11 protein-coding genes are annotated in these 18,633 nt (G+C 72.9%); 2 read left to right on the top strand and 9 right to left on the bottom strand.

The window, feature by feature from the left end:
- From OG623_RS22815 to OG623_RS22790, 6 genes are read right to left on the bottom strand one after another with little or no spacing between them, the layout of a single operon-like run.
- On the bottom strand, positions 1–4,098 hold the full coding sequence (locus OG623_RS22815; protein WP_406148849.1) for a non-ribosomal peptide synthetase: 4,098 nt from the start codon (positions 4,096–4,098) through the stop codon (positions 1–3).
- Positions 4,095–5,405, bottom strand: a complete 1,311-nt coding sequence (locus tag OG623_RS22810; protein WP_406148847.1) for a MupA/Atu3671 family FMN-dependent luciferase-like monooxygenase — start codon at positions 5,403–5,405, stop codon at positions 4,095–4,097. The genes OG623_RS22815 and OG623_RS22810 overlap by 4 nt, the downstream gene beginning before the upstream one ends.
- Before the next feature lie 2 nt (positions 5,406–5,407).
- A complete protein-coding gene (locus tag OG623_RS22805) occupies positions 5,408–10,000 on the bottom strand; it encodes a beta-ketoacyl synthase N-terminal-like domain-containing protein (protein ID WP_406148845.1) in 4,593 nt (1,530 codons plus the stop codon).
- Positions 9,997–11,856, bottom strand: coding sequence for an amino acid adenylation domain-containing protein (locus tag OG623_RS22800; RefSeq protein ID WP_406148843.1), 1,860 nt, complete (start codon positions 11,854–11,856; stop codon positions 9,997–9,999). Before OG623_RS22800 ends, OG623_RS22805 begins: the two co-directional genes overlap by 4 nt.
- The gene (locus tag OG623_RS22795) at positions 11,846–13,525 is read right to left on the bottom strand and encodes a condensation domain-containing protein (RefSeq protein WP_406148841.1); all 1,680 of its coding nucleotides are present in this window, start codon (positions 13,523–13,525) and stop codon (positions 11,846–11,848) included. Before OG623_RS22795 ends, OG623_RS22800 begins: the two co-directional genes overlap by 11 nt.
- Positions 13,522–14,364, bottom strand: a complete 843-nt coding sequence (locus OG623_RS22790; protein WP_406148839.1) for a thioesterase II family protein — start codon at positions 14,362–14,364, stop codon at positions 13,522–13,524. The genes OG623_RS22795 and OG623_RS22790 overlap by 4 nt, the downstream gene beginning before the upstream one ends.
- 500 nt (positions 14,365–14,864) lie before the next feature.
- Between OG623_RS22790 and OG623_RS22785 the strand changes: the two genes are divergently transcribed.
- Positions 14,865–15,899 carry an aspartate-semialdehyde dehydrogenase gene (locus tag OG623_RS22785; RefSeq protein WP_406148837.1) on the top strand — a complete coding sequence of 345 codons (1,035 nt, stop codon included), beginning with the start codon at positions 14,865–14,867 and terminating at the stop codon, positions 15,897–15,899.
- A gap of 9 nt (positions 15,900–15,908) precedes the next feature.
- Here the strand turns inward: OG623_RS22785 and OG623_RS22780 are convergent, their stop codons facing one another.
- On the bottom strand, positions 15,909–16,814 hold the full coding sequence (locus tag OG623_RS22780; protein WP_406148835.1) for a LysR family transcriptional regulator: 906 nt from the start codon (positions 16,812–16,814) through the stop codon (positions 15,909–15,911).
- 43 nt (positions 16,815–16,857) lie between these two features.
- Positions 16,858–16,983 carry a hypothetical protein gene (locus OG623_RS22775; protein WP_406148834.1) on the bottom strand — a complete coding sequence of 42 codons (126 nt, stop codon included), beginning with the start codon at positions 16,981–16,983 and terminating at the stop codon, positions 16,858–16,860.
- 204 nt (positions 16,984–17,187) lie between these two features.
- Between OG623_RS22775 and OG623_RS22770 the strand changes: the two genes are divergently transcribed.
- A complete protein-coding gene (locus tag OG623_RS22770; RefSeq protein WP_406148832.1) occupies positions 17,188–18,195 on the top strand; it encodes a helix-turn-helix domain-containing protein in 1,008 nt (335 codons plus the stop codon).
- Between the two features lie 11 nt (positions 18,196–18,206).
- Here OG623_RS22770 and OG623_RS22765 read toward each other — a convergent pair whose 3' ends face one another.
- Positions 18,207–18,377 carry an MbtH family protein gene (locus tag OG623_RS22765; protein ID WP_406148830.1) on the bottom strand — a complete coding sequence of 57 codons (171 nt, stop codon included), beginning with the start codon at positions 18,375–18,377 and terminating at the stop codon, positions 18,207–18,209.
- Positions 18,378–18,633: the final 256 nt, after the last annotated feature.

Genomic DNA, 18,633 nt, shown 5'->3' with positions numbered 1-18,633 from the left:
TCAAGCATCGTCGCCTTCGCCCTTCCCGGCAGCGCCGGTCAATATGTCGTTGAGCACGGCGGCGACGCCCTCGATGTGGGGGTGGCGCATCATCGTGTAGTGGTTGCCGTCGACCGTACGGACCTCGACATGCTGCCCGGTCAGCTCGTTCCAGGAGGCGGCCAGGTCCCACTCCTCCTCACGGGCGCGGATCAGCGTGACCTCGCCCTTGACGGGGCTGGGCCGGAAGTTCCACACGAGGCGCAGGTTGGCGACCCAGAGTTCGTGGATGGAGCGGATCTGCTCACGGCCGGCGTCCGGCGGCAGGTAGCCGGAGTCGCGGGCGATGCCGAGCAGGTAGTCGAGGTGCTCGTCGGCGCCCATGGCCCGGAGTTCGGCGAGCGGCTTGAGGCGGTCGCCGTAGTCCCACTGGAGGTTGGCGGCGATGGCCTCGACGATCTCGGCGGGGTCCGGCTCGGATCCGGCCGGCACGACGGCGGGCGCGTGCGCGTCCATCATGACCACCGACACCTCGGCGCCGTCCTTCTCCAGCTCCCCCGCCACGGCGAAGGCGTTGGCGCCGCCGTAACACCAGCCGACGACGGTGTAGGGGCCCTCGGGCTGGGTGGCGCGGATCAGTTCGGCGTACCGGGCGGCGCGGTCACCGAAACCGGTGAACGGCAGCTCGCCGTCCACCGGCGGCGGCGAGGCCAGCGCGTACAGCGGGCGCCCGGCCGGTTCGACGAGCGCGGCGAACGGCAGATAGCAGACGACCTCGCTGCCGGCCGGGTGGGCGAAGAACACCGGGGAGCCGGCGCCTTCGCCGGAGCCGAGCTCGACCAGGTGCACCCCGGTCTCGTCCTGGTATCCCTCGCGGAGCATCCGGGCGAACCGCTCGACGGTGGCTCCCCGGAAGATCGCCGCCATCGGGAGCTGCTGCCCGAACCGCTTCTCGATCTCCGCCATCAGGCGCAGCACCAGCAGGGAGTGGCCGCCCAGGTCGAAGAACCGGTCGTGCAGCCCGATCGGGGAGACTCCGAGGACCTCCTCCCAGATGTGCGCGACCTCCAGCTCGACGGCGTCGCGCGGCGGCACGTAGCTCGCCGCTTCGCGGTCGGCGGCGGGGGCCGGCAGCGCCCGGCGGTCGATCTTGCCGCTGGTGTTGAGCGGGAAGGTCTCCAGGCGGACGATCGCGGCGGGGACCATGTAGTCGGGCAGGGAGCGGCGCAGGTGCTCGCGCACGCCCTCGGCGGTCAGCGACCGGTCGGCGGACTCGACGTACCCGGTGAGCCGCCTGTCGCCGGGGCGGTCCTCCCGGACCAGGACGACCGCCCGGCGCACCGCCGGGTGCTCCTCCAGCCGGGTCTCGATCTCGCCCGTCTCGATCCGGAATCCGCGCAGCTTGACCTGGCCGTCGTCGCGGCCGAGGAAGACGAGCGTGCCGTCCTCGCGCAGCCGCGCCTTGTCGCCGGTGAAGTAGAGGCGGGCGCCCGGCCGGGCGCCGAACGGGTCGGGCACGAACCGCTCGGCGGTCAGGCCCGGCCGGCCGCGGTAGCCGCGGGCGACACCGGTGCCGCCCAGGTACAGGTCTCCCGGCATACCGACGGGGACCGGGGCGAGCCCCTCGTCCAGGACGTACACCTGGGTGTTGTCCAGCGGCCGGCCGATGGAGATCTGCTCGGTGCCGCTGTCCAGGCGCTGGGAGGTGGACCAGATGGTGGTCTCGGTGGGGCCGTACACGTTCCACGTACGGCCGGGCTCGCTGACCAGCCGCTCGGCCAGGGAAGGCGGCAGTGCCTCGCCGCCGGCCAGGACGCGCAGCGAGCCGTCGTTGCGCCAGCCGGCCTCCACGAGGAGGTGCCAGGTGGCGGGGGTGGCCTGCATGACGGTGGCTCCGGTCTCGCTGAGCAGTTCGGCGAGCCGGGGGCCGTCGACGGCCTGCTCCTTGGTGACGACGTGCACCCGGGCCCCGCTGACCAGGGGGGCGTACAGCTCGAGTCCGGCGATGTCGAAGGTGACGGGGGTGACGGCGGCGAGGGTGTCACCCGGAGCGAGTCCGGTCTCGCGGGCCATCGCGAGGAGCAGGTTGACCAGGTTGCGGTGGGTGACGTCGACGCCCTTGGGGCGGCCGGTGGAACCCGAGGTGTAGATGACGTACGCGAGCCGGTCCTCGCCGGAGGCGGGCTTCGCCGGGGTGGCGGGCGCGGCGGCGATCGCCCGTGCGTCGGTGTCCAGGCAGATCCGCTCACCGGGGCACTCGGCGAGGGCGTCGAGCAGGCCGCTGCGGGTGAGCAGGAACCCGGTGCCGGCGTCGCCGGTCATGTCGGCGAGGCGCTGCGCCGGGTAGGCGGCGTCGAGCGGCAGATAGGCGCCGCCCGACATCAGCACGCCGAGCAGAGCGACGAGGAGGTCCACCGAGCGGTCCAGGCAGACGCCGACGACGGTCTCGGGGACGACGCCACGGGCCTGCAGGTGCGAGGCCACCCTGCCGGAGGCGTCCAGGAGCTGGGCGTACGTCAGCCGCTCGTCGCCGCAGGACACGGCGACCTCGTCGGGGGTGGCAGCGGCCTGACGGCGCACCAGGTCGTCCAGGCAGAGGCCGGGCTCACGCTCGGCCTCGGTGCTGTTCCACTCGACGAGCAGGGTGTGCGCCTCGTCGGCGTCGACCAGCGAGAGCTCGCGCACCGTACGGCCGGCGTCCTCGGTCATCTGCTCCAGGACGCGCACGACCTGGCGGGCCATCCGGACCATCGTGCTCTCGTCGAACAGATCGGTGTTGTACTCGAACATGCCGTGGAAGTGGTCGGCGGCGAGCATCGGGTCGTCGAGGAACCCGAGCATCACGTCGTCCTTGGCCGTGGCGTTGTCGAGCATCAGCTCCTCGACGCGCAGCCCGGCCATCGGCGGCGGGTCCTCGTGCACGAAGTCGACCAGGATGAAGGATGCCTGGTAGATGGGGGTGCGGCTCGGGTCGCGGACGATGTCGAGCTCGTCCAGGAGGGTGCCGAACGGTATGTCGTGGTGGTCGAAGGCGCCCAGCATGGTGGAGCGGGTCGCCCGGAGCAGCTCGCGGACGGTCATCGCGGGCGAGACCGTGGTGCGCAGCGGCAGCATGGTGAGGAAGTAGCCGATCATCGGCTCGGTCTCGGGCCTGCCGCGGGTGGAGGAGGTCGTGCCGACGACGATGTCCTCCTGGCCGCTGAGCCGGTGGAGGAGCGTCTGCCAGGCGGCAAGCAGCACGATGTTGACGGTGACGTCCTCGCGCTTGGCTAGGCCGCGGATCGCCCGGGTCAGCTCCGGGGTGAGCGGGAACTGGTGGCGGGCTCCGTTGGAGGTCATCAGCGGCGGGCGCGGCCGGTCGGTGGGCAGCTCCAGGACCATGTCGGCGCCTTCGAGCCGCTTCCTCCAGTAGGGCAGGTGCTTGTGCCGGACTTCCTCGGCCAGCCACTGCGGCTGCCACTCCGCGTAGTCCGCGTAGTGCACCTCGACAGTGGGGAGCACGGGGTCACGGCCGGTCGCGAACGCCGTGTAGAACTCGGCGAACTCGGAGTTGAAGATGCCCATGGAGCCGCGGTCCCAGACCAGGTGGTCGACGCTGCCGACGAGCACGTGCTCACCGTCGGCGACCCGCAGCACCGTGATGCGCAGCAGCGGTCCCCGTACGAGGTCGAAGGGTGCGCGCATCTCCTCGGTGGCGAGGCGCGTCACCTCGGCCTCGCGCTCCCCGTCCGGTACGGAGCGCAGGTCGACGTGGCGGACCGGCACCTCCATGGCCGGGTGGATGACCTGCACGGGGGCGTGGCCGTCCTGCTCGAAGGTGGTGCGCAGCGCCTCGTGGCGCCGCACGAAGGCGTCGGTGGCGCGCTGGAGCGCGTCGCGGTCCAGTTCACCGTGGAGCTTCGAGGCGAAGTACACGTTGTAGAGCGGGTCTTCGCCGTCGAACTGATGGATGAGCCAGATGCGCTCCTGGTCCACGGTGAGCGGCACCCGGTCGCCGCCCTCGCGCCGCTGGATGGGGCCGGCTGTCGCGGGCGCCTGGGTGCGTTCCCGCATCTTCCTGTCCAGGAGAGCGCGCTGGGCGGGAGTGAGGCCGGCCAGCCGTGCGGCCAGTTCGGTCACAGGTGCTCTCCTTCGGCGGCGGCGGCGACGGCGACGGCATCGGCATCGGCATCGGCGGCCCGGTACCGGCCGCTGAGTTCGGTGAGATGTTCCAGGCCCTTGAGGACCTGGCCGGGTGCGAGGCCGAAGTCGACCAGGCAGGCCACCTCGTCCACACCGATGTCGACCAGGTCCTCGATCAGGGACTCGCACTTGTCGGGCGTCCCGAGCAGCGCGAGCGTGTCGAAGTACCGGTCGAAGGTGGCGTTCAGCATCACGTCGCGCTCGGCCTCGGAGAGCTTGGAGTACTCGCTGCCGAAGCTGTCCTGCTGGGCGAGGAACGTCTTGAGGTAGCCGGTCAGCGGCTCCCGCACGATCTCCCGGGCGCTCTCGTCGTCGGAGTCCAGGAAGGTGTGCACCATCGCGGTGACCTTGGCGCGGGCCGGGTCGTGCCCGGCGCCCGCGAACGCCTCACGGTAGGCGGCGATCTTGTCCTTGAGGTCGGCGGGCCGCTGGGCGACAAGGCCCGTCAACAGGTACGCGCCGGCCTCACCGGCCTTGATGAACGTCTCCGGACTGCCCTGCGCAGCCACCCACACCGGGAGCTCCGCCTGGAGCGGGCGCGGCAGGGTGCGTACCGACTGCGCCGAGCCGTCGGCGCGCCGCAGTTCGACGCTCTCCCCGGCCCACAGCCGCTGGATCGTCCCGATCGCCTCGAACATCACCTCCTTGCGCTGCGCGTAGCGCTGCTGTCCGTCGCCGGGGGCCAGGAGGAAGTCGTCGGGGTGCCAGCCGGAGGCCGCGGCGATCGCGACCCGCCCGCCGGACAGGTTGTCGACGACCGCCCACTCCTCGGCGACCCGTACCGGGTGGTGCAGTGGCAGTACGCAGCTCCCCGCCCTGATCTGGATCCGCCGGGTCTGCACGGCGATGGCCGCGGCCAGGACCGACGGATTGGGGTAGAGCCCGCCGAAGTCCACGAAGTGCCGCTCGGGCACCCAGATCCCCGAGAAACCGTTGGCGTCGGCGAACCGGGCGCTCTCCATCAGCAGGTCGTACTTCCCCGGCCCGGCGGCGGTGCCGTCGCCGGAGAAGAAGAACAGGCTGAAATCCATGGTGCTGCCCGGACGCCGGGTGCGGCGCGGTGCGGCGGCCCGGTCGGCTCCGGCCTTCTTCCCCGCGTCCACGGCGGCGGGCGCCTTGACGCCGCGCTCCCGCATGGAGCGCTCGAGTACCGCGCGCTGCTCGGGAGTAAGCGAGGAGAGCCGCTCCTGGAGCTTGCGGGTCTGCGCCGTCTCGGTGTCGGTGTTCGTGTGCTCGGCAGCCATGGTCAGCTGTCTCCCTTCAGCTTCTGCTCGGCCTCGGCGGCGGAGAGGCCCTCGACCTCGCGCAGCATCGCCTCGAACTCGTCCAGGCCGATGGACTTGGCCTGGTGGGCGCGGATCGCCGCGGCGAGCCCGGGTACGGTCGGCGCCTCGAAGACAGCGCTCATCGGGAAGTCGCCGTGCGCCTGCCGCAGCCGGCCCACGATCTGGATGGCGAACAGCGAGTTGCCGCCCAGGTCGTAGAAATCGTCCTCCGGGCCGATCGGGGAGGCACCGAGCATCTCCCGCCACACCCGGGCCACCGACTGGGCCAGTTCGTCGTCCGGCCACACCGTGGCCGGGTCCCAGTCGCTGTCCGTGCCGCCGCTGCCGCCGCTGCTCAGCGCTTCGGTGAACGACGTCATGGTCAGGCCCTGCTGGTCGGCCAGGACGTCCTGGAAGTCGGCCCGGGACACCACCAGTTGGGGCAGGCCGGCGAAGAGCGCTGCGCGGGCCAGGGCGAGGCCGTCGGGGACCGGGATGCCCTGGCTCAGGCGTAGCCGCTCGTACAGCTCGCGCACCTCGGGCAGTCCGGCCATCTGCAGCTCGAACCAGTCGTCCCACTCCCACTGCGACCAGTCGACGGTGACGGTGTTGCGCCCCTCCGCGGACCCGGCCGCGGCGAAGGCGTCCAGGAACGACGCGGCCGCGCAGTTGTCGGCCTGGCCGAAGCCGCCGACGATGCCGGTGGTGGCCGAGCCTGCCAGGAAGAAGTCCAGCTCGTCGGTGGCGAGCAGCTCTTCGAGCAGCAGCGTGGAGCGCACCCGCGCCCCGAGCACGGCCTCGAAGTCGTCCCGCGACTTGAGCGCGACGAGTCCGGTGCCCCGGGCGTCCTCGCAGTGCAGTACGCCGTTGACGGCGCCCAGCACGGTCCGTGCCTCCTCGACGAGGAGCCGGGCCTGCTCCGGGTCGGCCAGGTCGGCGGCCCGGTAGGTGACGGCGTCGGGCCGGGCGGCGCGCAGCGCGGCGAGCCGCCCGGCGCGGGCCCGCTCGGTTCCCTCGGGCAGCGCGGCCCACTCGCTCTCGGCCGGGAACCGCGGGTCCCCGACGAGCACCAGGCGGGCTCCCGCCTCGGCGAGCTGCTCGGCGAAGCTCAGCCCGGCCTCGCCCGACGCGCCGGTGATCAGGTAACCGGCGCCGGCCCGCCACGCCTGCCCGACGGGCACGGAAGCCGGTTCGACCGGGGCGAAGGCGCGGCGCAGCCGCTGGGCGCCCCGGTAGGCGACGAGCGGTTCGGTGCCGGGACCGGTCAGTTCGGCCATGAGCTGTCCGGTCAGCAGGGTCCGCGCGGCGCTGTCCACCGGGGTCAGCACGTCGGTACTGCGGCAGGTCAGCCAGGCGTACTCCTGCGGCAGGACGGTGACCGCGCCGTACAGAGCGGCCCGCTCGGGGCGGGTCACGACCGAGCCGTGCGCGTCCTGCAGCCGGTCGGTGAGGACGTCGATCCGCACCGGGGTGTCCGCGCCGCCCTCGCCGAGCGCCTGTGCCAGCGAGACCAGGCTGTGGAAGCCCGTGGCCAAGCCGTGAGCGTACCGCCCGGCCGCGGTCACGGGGACGGTGCCGTCCTGGCCGGTCACGGCCCAGGCGTGCACGATCCGGTCCGGGGTCGCCCCGTCCCGGCGCAGCTCCTCGATGATGCGGCCCAGGTGCCCGGCGTCCGCGGGCTCGGCGTCGAAGCCGTGCTCGGAGGTGCGGGCGTACGTGGCCGCCTTGCGCACGGTGGTGACGGTCTCGCCGCGCTCGCGCAGGGCGGCGACCAGGTCACCGGTGAGCCCCCGGTCGTCGGCCAGGACCAGCCAGGTGGCCGGCCCGTCCTGCTCGGGTGCGGCGGCCAGCGGCGCGCGGTGCCAGACCGGTGCGTACGTCCACCGGGCGCTGTTCGTGCGGACGCCGGTGGTCGCGGCCGGCTTGGGCCGCAGGAGGCCGGGGCCCCGGAAGGGGTAGGCGGGCAGCGGCACCCGGCGGCGCACGCCGCCGGTGTGCAGGGCCGTCCAGTCGACCGTGACGCCGTGGCGCCACAGCTCGGCCAGTCCCGCACGGACCGCGCGGCCCTCGGCGGGCACCTCGGCGCCGGCGCGCGGCCTGCGCAGCAGGGTGACGACGGGCCCCGTCTCGGGGTGCGCCTTGACGAGCCCGCCGAGCTGGCTTCCCGGGCCGGACTCGACGAACACGACGGGCCCCTGCTGGGCGAGGGTGGCGACCCCGTCCGAGAACCGGACGGGCCGGCGGGTGTGGGCGACCCAGTACGCCGGGTCGGTGGCCTGCTCGTCGGTGATCCAGGTTCCGGTGACGTTGGAGAGGAAGGGTATCTTCGGCGCGTTCAGCGTGACCGAGCGCAGCACCTCCTCCAGGGCGGGCAGGGCGGGCTCGACCAGCGCGGTGTGGAAGGCGTGCGAGGTCTCCAGATCCCGTACGGAGACGCCCCGTTCGGCCAGCACACGGCGCGCCTCGGCGATCTCTTCCGGCGTACCGGCGACCACACAGGAGCCGGGTGCGTTGACGGCGGCGATCGTGGTGCGGCCGGCCGGCGCCTTCGTCAGCGCCTCCTCGTCGAGGAGCACCGACAGCATCCGGCCGGGGGCGAGGTCCTGCATCAGCCTGGCCCGGCGGGCCACCACGCGCAGGATGTCCGGGAGGCTGAACACCCCGGCCAGGCAGGCCGATACGTACTCTCCGAGGCTGTGCCCGGTCATCGCGGCCGGCGTGATCCCCCAGGAGAGCAGGAGCTGAGCGGTGGCGTAGTCGAGGGAGAAGACGGTGGGCTGGGTGCAGAGGGTCCGGCGCAGTCGCTCGCGGCTCTCCTCGCTGTCGGGGGCGAACGCGGTGTCCCGTATGTCCCATCCCAGTTCGGGCTCGAGGAGTTCGGCGCACCGGTCGAGGGCCGCACGGAAGACGGGTTCGGTGCGGTACAGGTCCGCACCCGCTCGCGGGTACTGGGCCCCCTGGCCGGGGAAGAGGAACACCACGCCCGGCGCGGCGTCGGCCTGGCCGGCGGCCGCGGCGGGGCGTTCCTGGCGCAGCGCGGCGGCTGCGCCCTCCCTGCTGTCGGCCACCACGGCGCGGCGGTGGGCGAATTCGGCACGGCCCGACTGCAGCGTGTGCGCGACGTCCGCGAGCCCGGCGCCGCCCCCGGTGAGCGCGGTCGCGAGGTGCTCGGCGGCGGCGTCCAGGGCTTCGGGGGTACGGGCCGACAGCGGGAGGACCTGCCAGCCGGTGTCCGTCCCGGGCTCCGTGGTCACGGCGGGCGCGGCCTCGAGGACCACGTGCGCGTTGGTGCCGCCGATACCGAAGGCGCTCACCCCTGCGCGTGGCGGGGTCGCCGTCCGTGGCCAGGGGGAGCCCTCGCCGCTGACCACGAACGGGCCCTTGTCCAGCGCGAGTCCGGGGTTGGGGGCGCGGAAGTGCGCGGTCGGCGGGATGAAGCGGTGCTCGATGGCGAGCGCGGCCTTGATGAGGCCGGCCGCACCGGCGGCGGCGTCGAGGTGGCCGATGTTGGACTTCACCGAGCCGAGGTGGACCGAGCCGGCGGGGAGGCCGGGGCCGAACGCCTCGGTGAGCGCCTGCACTTCGATGGGGTCGCCGAGCGGGGTGGCGGTGCCGTGCGCCTCGACGTACTGGACCGTGCCGGGCTCGGTGCCCGCGACGGCCAGCGCCTCGGCGATGACCTCGGCCTGGCCCTGCGGGGCCGGCGCGGTGAAGCCGGCCTTGACGGAGCCGTCGTTGTTGACGGCCGAGCCGCGGATCACGGCGTGGATGTGGTCGCCGTCGGCGACCGCGTCCTCAAGGCGTTTCAGGACCACCAGGGCGACACCGTCGCCGGACACCGTTCCGGAGGCGTCCGCGTCGAACGGGCGGCAGTGCCCGTCGGTGGCGAGGATCGCGCCCTCCTCGTAGCGGTAGCCTCGCGGCTCGAACTCGCGGACCGCGACACCGCCCGCGAGGGCGAGGTCGGACTCCTGGCCGAGCAGCGACTGCACGGCGAGGTGCACGCCCACCAGCGACGAGGAGCAGGCGCTCTGCACGGTGAAGCTGGGGCCGGTCAGGCCGAGCTTGTAGGAGACGCGCAGCGCCGCCATCCCGGGGTCGTTGCCGATCGCGACCTGGATCTCCTCGGAGACCTGCCCGCCCGGGCCGGAGTCGGCGACGCGCTCGCGTAGGTAGGCACTGCCCGAGATGCCGACGAAGACGCCGGTGCGGCCCTCGAAGGTGCCCGCCGGATGGCCGGCCCGCTCCATGGCCTGCCAGGCGGTCTCCAGGAGCAGCCGGTGCTGCGGGTCCATGAGCTCGGCCTCGGAGCGGGTCACGCCGAAGAACCCGGCGTCGAACCGGTCGAAACCGTCGAGGGGGAAGCCGGACTTCACATAGGCCGGGTCGGCGAGCAACCGCTCGGGCACGCCCGCCTCGGTCAGCTGTTCGTCGGTGTAGTCGGCGCGGCCCTCTTCGCCGGCCACGACCATGCGCCACAGAGCGTCGACGTCGCCCGCGCCGGGGAAGCGACCGCTCATCCCGATGATGGCCACGGACTGCTCGGGCAACGGCAGTTCCGCTTCGTACGTCATGCGTTCTCCCCGTGCGGTTCAGCTGTGGACCGTGCGGCGAGCAGCTCTTCCAGAGCGCCCGCGAGTTCCCGGACCGTGGGCAGGTCGAAGAAGAGCCGCAGCGTCACGGGGACGCCGAGCTGCTCCTTCGAGCGGGCCACGGCCTGGGTCGCGAGCATCGAGTGCCCGCCGAGTTCGAAGAAGTCGTCGTCGAGACCGACGCGGTCGACCGAGAGCACCTCGGCCCAGATCTCCGCGAGGGCCTTCTCCACCGGCGTGCCCGCCGCCTCGAAGCCGCCGCCCAGGTCGGGGCGTACGGCGTCGGGTGCGGGCAGGGCCCGCCGGTCGACCTTGCCGTTGAGGGTCAGCGGCAGCCGGTCGAGCGCGACGAAGACGTTCGGCACCATGTACGCGGGCAGGGTGCGGCTCAGGTGTTCGCGCAGCTTCGTGGCGCTGTCGGTGGGCTCCGCCCCTTCGGGCACCCAGTACGCGACCAGGCGTGGCTCGCCGGCCGAGTCCTCGTCGACCGTCACCACGCAGCCCTGGACGCCGGGGCCACGGGTCAGGGTGTTCTCGATCTCCCCGAGTTCGATGCGGTAGCCGCGCACCTTGACCTGGTGGTCGAGCCGGCCGAGGTACTCGTGGTCGCCGTCCGCGCCGCGCTTGGCGCTGTCGCCCGACCGGTAGCGTCGGGCGCCGGCCGCGTCCGGGTCGGGCAGGAAGCGCTCGGCGGTCAGGGCGGGCCGGCCCAGATAGCCGCGGGCCACCCCGGCGCCGCCGACGAACAGCTCACCCGCTTCGCCGTCGGCCGTCCCGGTGCCGTCGACGGCGGTGACCTCCACCGTCCATCCCCCGATGGCCCCGCCGATCACACTGCCGGCCCCGGCGTCGAGATCGGCCGAGGTCATCCGGCGGTAGGTGGAGTGCACGGTGGTCTCCGTGATCCCGTACATGTTGACCAGTTCGGGCCGGGCATCGCCGTGCCGGGCGATCCAGGGCCGCAGCGTCTCGGGGGGCAGCGCCTCCCCGGCGAGGACGACGAGTCGCAGCGCGTCGAGGGGGGCCGGTCCGGCACCGGGCTGCTGCTCCTCCTCGTGGCGCACCAACTGCTGGAAGGCCGACGGGGTCTGGTTGAGCACGGTCACCCGCTCGCGGTGCAGCAGCGCGTGGAACTCCTGCGGGGAGCGCCGGGTCTCCTCCGGTACGACGACCAGCCGGCCGCCGTGCAGCAGCGCGCCCCACATCTCCCACACCGACACGTCGAAGGCCGCGGACGCGAACATCGACCAGACGTCGTCGGGGCCGAAGCCGAAGTGGCCCCGGACGCCGGTGAGCAGGCCCGTCACATTGCGGTGTTCGACCATGACGCCCTTGGGGGTGCCGGTCGAGCCGCTGGTGTAGATGACGTACGCGAGGCCGGCCGGCCCGGTGCCCGGCCCCTCGGGCGCGGTATCCGGGAAGGCGCCCAGGGCGGTGCCGCCGGGACCGGTCAGGACGGTGTGCTCGACGGCGAGGCCGCGCCCGGCGCGGTCGGTGATCAGGACTGTGGCCTTGGCATCGGCGAGCACGAAGGCGATCCGCTCGTCCGGGCTCGCGGGGTCGAGCGGCACGTAGGCGCCGCCCGCCTTGAGCACCGCGAGTACCGCCACCACCAGGGCGGTCGTGCGCTCCATGCAGACGGCGACCGGCGTTTCGGGGCCGATGCCGAGGGTGCGCAGGTGGTGGGCGAGGCGGTTGGCGGCGCGGTCGAGCTCGGAGTAGGTGAGCAGGCCGTCGGTGCCGGTCACGGCGACCGCGTCGCCCCGCTCGGCAGCCTGCAGGCCGAACCAGGCATCGATGGTTTCCGGCGCCGTGGTGGCCGGTGGGTCAGCGGTCACGGTGGGTGTTCCTCTCGGATCCGGACACCCGGAACCGGACCGCGGGGAGATCCAGAACCGGTCCGTCCGGGAAGGTGATTGCGTCGTGCAGCGTCTGTTCGTAGGCGGCCAGCAGCGCGGCCGGCGTCTCGGGGCCGAACAGGTCGGTGTCGTATTCGAGGGTCAGCGCGACGCCCGCGCCGCTCTCCTGCGCGTACAGACTGAGGTCGTACTTCGCTGTGTTCTGCGGGCCCGTGAGGTCGAGGGAGCAGTGATCGATCCCGGGGAAGACCGGCTCGGGCTGTTCCTTGAGGAAGCTGAACATCACCCGGAACACCGGCAGGAAGTCGCGGGCGCGCCTGGAGACGAGGGCCTCGACCAGCTTGTCGAAGGGCAGTTCCTGGTGCGCGGAGGCGTCGAGCAGCGCGGTGCGGGTGCGGGCGAGCAGTCCTCGGAAGCCCGGGGCTCCGCCGAGTCCGACGCGGACCGGAACCATGTTGATGAGGCAGCCGATGAGCTCCTGGAGCTCGGGCCGGGTGCGCCCGGCGACCGGGATGCCCACGGTCACGTCGTCGGTCCCTGACCAGCCCGCGAGCAGTGCCTGGAACCCGGCGAGCAGCGTCATGTTGAGCGTGCTGCGCTCGCCCGCGCCGAACGCTCGTATGCGGGTGGTGAGTTCGTCGCCCAGCTCGCGGGTGACGACCGCGCCCCGGAACGACCGCTGCCCGGTCCGGGGGCTGTCGGTGGGCACGGCGAGCGCCTGCGGGTCCTCGCCGAGCACCGCGCGCCAGTGAGCGGTCAGCGCGTTCAGGGTGTCGCCCTGGAGCCGGTCACGCTGCCAGTCGGCGTAGTCGGCGTACTGCAGCGCGGGTGCCGTCGCGGCCCCACCGCCCGCGTCGCCGTACAGCTCCCCCAGCTCGCGGAAGAAGAGCGCGACGGACCAGCCGTCGACCGCGATGTGATGGAACGTCACCACCAGGTGGTGCTCGTCGTGGCCGAGCCGCAACAGGTGGGCGCGCAGCGGCGGGTCGACGGCGAGGTCGAAGACGTGGGCCCCCTCATCGGCGGCGATGCGGGCCGCCTCGGCCACCGGATCGTCCTTGCCGGTCAGATCGGTGTGCGGGAGGGCGAACTCCGCGGGTGCGGCGACGGCTTGGTGCGGTACCCCGGACGACGTCCCGTAGACCGTACGCAGCACCTCGTGCCGGGCGACGAGGGCGGTGAGCGCCCGGCCGAGCCGGCCTTGGTCGAGTGCGCCGCGGAGCCGCAGCACGGTGGGCACGTTGTAGAGCGTGGTGCCGGGGTCGATCTGCTGCATGAACCAGAGCCGCTGCTGGGCGAAGGAGAGCGCGGGCCTCTCGGGACGCGTCCCGGAACGCGGGCCCACCGGTCCGTCTGCCGCCGGCCCGGCCGCCGCGTTCCTGGCTGCCGCGTTCCTGGCTGCCGCGTTCCTGGCGGCCATGGCGTCCCGCACCAGGCGGGCCATGCCCTCCAGGGTGTCCGCGCCGAGCAGCCCCTCGGGCTCGACGTGCGCGCCGAGCTCTTCGTCGATCAGGCCGGCCAGGGTGCGTACCGTCTCCGGCTGCCCGCCGAGCGCGTGCCAGCCGGAGCCGAGCGTCACACCGGTGACGTCAAGGATCTCGGCCCACATCCGGGCGAGCTCCTCCTCCACGAATCCCATGGCTGTCATACGCGTTGTGTCCCGGGGTGAGAGTGACGCACGGTGTCCTGGAGGAGTCCGGTGAACTCCGGCGGGTTCTCGCTGAAGTAGAAGTGGCCGCCCCCGAAGACGTGCACGGCGGCGTCCGCCGTCGTGTGGGCGCCCCAGGCGCCGGCCTCGGCGAGCGGCGCATCGGGGTCGCCGTCGGCGACGAACACCGTGACCGGGCAGCGGACCGCGGCACCCTCGTCGAGCCGGTAGCCCTCCAGGGCGCGCAGGTCGGCCCGGATGGCGGGGAGCACGAGCCGCAGCAGCTCCGGATCCTGGCGCACCCCGTCGCGCGTGCCGCCCAGGCCCATGATCCGGGTCAGGACGGCATCGTCGGCCTCGGCATCGCTGCGGGGCACGCCCTGGCCGGCGGCCGGCCGTTCCGTACGCACCGAAGGCGCCTGACTGGCCGAGGCGACGAGGACGTGGGGGGCGGGCCCTCCGGCGGACTCCAGCCGCCGGGCGACCTCGAAGCCGATGAGCCCGCCCATGCTGTGCCCGAAGAATGCGGGACGCCGCGACAGCCTGGGACTCAGCGCCTCGTACACACCGTCGGCCAGCGCGGCCACGGAGTCCGCGGGCTCCTCGAAGAGCCGGTTCTCGCGCCCCGGGTACTGGATGACCACCATCTCGATGTCCGGGTCGAGCGCGGCCGAGAGCCCGAAGTAGTAGCTGGCCGACCCGCCCGCATGCGGAAAGCAGACCAGGGTGTGCCGGGCCGCCGGCTTCGGGTGGAAGCAGCGGATCCAGGGCGTGGTGCCGGGTGCCGTCGTCGTGGCCGTGGAGCCGCCGGGACAGTGGCCGGCGTCGGTGCCGCTCACCGGGCCTGCCCCGGGCCGGTCCGGTGGGCCCGGCGCGCCTGTGGCGGCCGGCTCGCCACGCGTGGCACCGGCCCGGCGCTCGAGCCGGGCCGGGAGGCCCGCTCCCTCCCGACGTCCTTCAGAGCCTGCTGCATGAACTCCCCGTTTCGCGTGTTCCGTTCCGGCACCCGGTCGATCAGAACCTGCCATAGCCTTCGGCAAGCCAACTTTCAGGTCAACGCCCGCCGTCCAGGAGTTCCGATGGCCCCGTTCGGACATTCCGATGACGCTCGCGGTCACGGCAGGAGCCGATCGTCCCCGCTGATGGGAGCCATCGGAGATACCCGTCGGCGTCCGTTGCCGAGCTGTCCGGATGCGCGGATCATCGGGGCGGCGCCGATCGTGCCCGAGCCCCACGCCGAACGTCCGACGCGACCCGAACAGGGTCATGTCCAGGAGCCGACGGCTCGCACGGCCACGTGCCGCCCGTGTCACTGCCCTTACGCGGATTCGAGAAGTCCATGCCACAGGTAGACGACCCCTCCGCCCCCCGGATCGCCGTCGTCGGAGCGACCGGCGCGGTCGGCGGGACCCTGCTCGAACTCATCGAGGACCGCCGCCTCCCGTACCGGCGGCTGCATCTGGTGGCCTCCCCCCGCTCGGACGGCCGTACGATCCGCGTCGACGGCCGTGATCACCGCGTCGCCCCGCTCGCGCGGTTCGACTTCGGCATGGCCGACGCCGCGCTGTTCTGCGCCGGCGAGGACGTCAGCAGGGACTGGGTCCCGGCCGCGGTCGCCCACGGCGCCCTGGCCGTCGACATCAGCCCCGCCTTCCGGATGGTGCCGGGCACCCCCCTGGTCGTCCCGCAGCTCGACGCGGCCGAGCTGGTCCGCCGCCCGGCCGGCGGAGTGATCACGGTGCCCGGCCCGGCCACCGTCCCCGTGGTCCGGGTGGCGCGGGCCGTGGAGCGGCGCTGGGGGATCCGACGGATCGTCATGAGCACGTACCAGGGCGCCTCGGGCGCGGGCCACGCCGGTATCGAAGAGCTCCAGGACGGCTCCCGCACCGTCCTGCAGGACCCGCAGGCCACCGTGGTCTCGTCGGAGTTCTCGCCCGCGCTGGCGTTCAACGTGCTGCCCGGCATCGGCGAGGTGCTGGAGGACGGCTCGACCCGCCAGGAGCGGGAGGTGGCCGACGAGGTCCGCAAGGTCCTGGGACTGTCCGGCGTCGAGGTCACGGCGACCTGCGTGCGGGTCCCGGTGGTCAGCGGGCAGGGAGCGGCGGTGTGGACGCAGTGCCGTTCGGCGGTGAACCGCGCCGAGCTGGTGTCCCTGCTCGGCGCGCTGCCCGGGGTCACGGTCCACCATGAGCGCGGTGGCCCGACCCCGGCCGCGCTGGACGACCCGGACCGCCTCCACGTGGGGCGGGTCCGGGTCTCGGCCACGGATCCCCACAGCTTCTGGCTGTGGCTGGCCACCGACAACCTCCGGGTCGGCGGCGCGCTGGACGCCGTACAGATAGTGGAGGAGCTGCTGGCCCGGGGCGCCCTGTGAACACGGCCGTCAACACGCCACCAGCGGCCGGCTCTCCTCCATGTGCCGGACCATCCAGTCGATGAACACCCGCATCTCACCCGTGAGGCGGCGTCCGGACCGCCAGGCGAGCTGCGTGTACACCTCGAAGGGCGGTTCCCAGTCCAGCACGGTCAGCGACTTCGACCTGATCTCGGCGGCCACCGCCATCGCGGGCAGCACGGTGATCCCGAGACCGGCCGCGACCCCGCGCTTGATCGACTCGATGTTGCCGAACTGGAGCAGGGGCACGGGCTCCTCGGCGCCGCCGTTGAGCTCCGCCTCGAAGAGCGCCCCGTACGAGCAGCCCGCCTCGGACGCCAGGATGGGCACCGCGCGCAGATCGCTGGTGGAGACGGAGCGGGCGCCGGCCAGGACATGGTCCGGGGCCGCCACCGCGACCAGCGGCTCGGGGCCGAGTATCTCGGTCCTGACCCCCTGGTGTTCGGTCTCGGCCTCCATGAGGAAGCCGAGATCGAAGGTGCCCTGCCGCAGCGCCTCGCAGGTCTCCCGGCACAGGCTGGACCGCAGGGCGAGCTGGAGTCCCGGATAGCGATGGTGGAAGTACTCGAGGACCGGGGGCATCCGGTAGGAGGTGAAGCTCTCCATCGTGCCGATGGTGAGGACCCCCGACGGCTCGGTCCGGCCGGTCGTCCGGTCCCGCGCCTCGTCGACCAGGGACAGGATCTGCTCGGCGTACGGTACGAGCCGCTCTCCGGCGGGTGTCAGCCGGATCCGCCCCCGCAGCCGCTCGAACAGCTCCACACCCAGCGCCACCTCCAGGGCTTTGACCTGGGCGGTCACACTGGACTGCGCGTACTTCAGGTCAGCCGCGGCACGGGTGAAGCTGAGCAGCGTCGCTACCCGGTGGAAGGTGGTGAGCTGCTTCAGATCCATGTGCTGTTCCGGCGACGCGTCGTACCCGTGGTGGCGGCGTCGGTCACTGCCAGCCCATGTCCCGCTTCGGGTCCTCACCGACCGGCGCGTGCGCCCCGGTGACGGCCGGCTCCACGGCGGCGCCTCTGACGACGGTCACGGCAGCCTTGACCACACGAGTACGAAACATGGCGAATCCCCCCAAGTGACTGCATGTTTTCTCTTGGAGCCCCCGGCTCCTAACCACAGCATCACTACCCGTCACGCCGCCAGGAAGGGTTTCCGGGTGGTCGGATTGGGCCCTGGCCCAATCTGGCCACGGGACAGCCCTCAGCCCGGCTCGGATCAGCCATGGCGGGGATAATGTGGCAGGGATCGATGTACGGGGGAACAAATGCTCGAACAACTGGGCCTGGACAGAACGACCGAGGCGGTTTACCGGGCAATGCTGAGCCACCCCCAGGACGACGCCGAGGCACTGGCCCAGCGGCTGGGGATCACCGAGGAGGCCTTGCGTGAGGCCTGGGACCGGCTGTCCCGGCTCTCGCTCGTGCAGTATGCCGCCGACCGCTTGGCCGAGGCCCCGGCAGCACTCCGCGCGGTCAGCCCGGAGGTCGGACTGGAGCACCTGCTGGCCAAGCGGGAGGCCGAGTTCGCCCTGGAGAGCCGGCGCGTCGCGGGCACCCGGGCGGCGGCGCGGCAGCTGATCGCCGAGTACGGCGATCAGCGCCCCGACGGGGCACAGGTCAGCGTGGAGCACCTCGCCGGCGTCGACGAGGTCCGCGCCCGCCTGGCGGACCTCACCGAGAACGTCAGGACCGAGGTGATGGTCTTCGCCCCCGGCGGGGCGCAGACGGAGGCGAACATGGAGGCCTCCCGTCCGCTCAACGAGCGGCTCCTGGGCCGGGGCGTCACCATGCGGACGATCTACCTGGACAGCGTGCGCAACAACACGGCGAGCGAAACGCACGCCACGTGGCTGACGGAGCTGGGCGGCCAGGTCCGCACGGTCCCCGTGCTCCCTCTTCGGATGACCATCGTGGACCGCACCACCGCTGTCCTCCCCGTCGACAGCGAGGACAGCGGTGAGGGCGCGGTCGCCCTCACCGGCCGGGGCACGCTCACCGCCCTGTGCACCCTCTTCGAGATGGTGTGGGAGAACGCCCGTCCGCTGGGCCAGGCGCCGTGCCGCGAGGAGGGCGGGCTGGACCACCAGGAGGCGGCCACCCTGCGCCTGCTCGCCGAGGGCCACACCGACGAGGGCATCGCCAAGCGCCTCGGCGTCTCCCACCGCACGGCCCGCCGTATCGCCACGGTCCTGATGGACCGCCTGGGGGCCCGGAGCCGCTTCGAGGCCGGCGCCCGGGCCGTCCAGCGCGGCTGGCTTCCCCTGGACGCGTAGTCCGGCCGGGATTACCGCACGCTCAGCGGCCGCTGGTCCGTCCACACCTCGTCGATGTGGGCGAGGCACTCTTCCTTGGTCCCGGCCACGCCTGTGTCCCGCCAGCCCAGCGGCATCTCACGTCCTTCGGCCCAGATCGAGTACTGCTCTTCGCCGTTGACGACAACGGTGAACCGCCCCACGCCGCACCTCCACTCACGCGCCGGCCCCGACGCCCCGGCTGCCTCGTTGCGGGCTCCAGCCTGATCCGCCCGCCCCGCCACCGCAACACCCGCCCCATTCCGGCTCCCGAACCTCTCTATCGCTCCAGCCGATCGAGGGGACTCGGTTGTGCCGGGCGGGAGGGTGGGGCTGTCCGGACAGAGGCTGTCCATGCTCTCGACGGAGAGGATGCGCGGGCGGGTGAAGAGGCCGCCGCCGTGCCCGCGGCCATGAGCG

The organism is Streptomyces sp. NBC_01012 (genome assembly GCF_045162755.1).
GTDB lineage: Bacteria > Actinomycetota > Actinomycetes > Streptomycetales > Streptomycetaceae > Streptomyces.
Note: the sequence above shows the minus strand (reverse complement) of the source record. Positions and strands in the feature narration are given on the sequence as shown.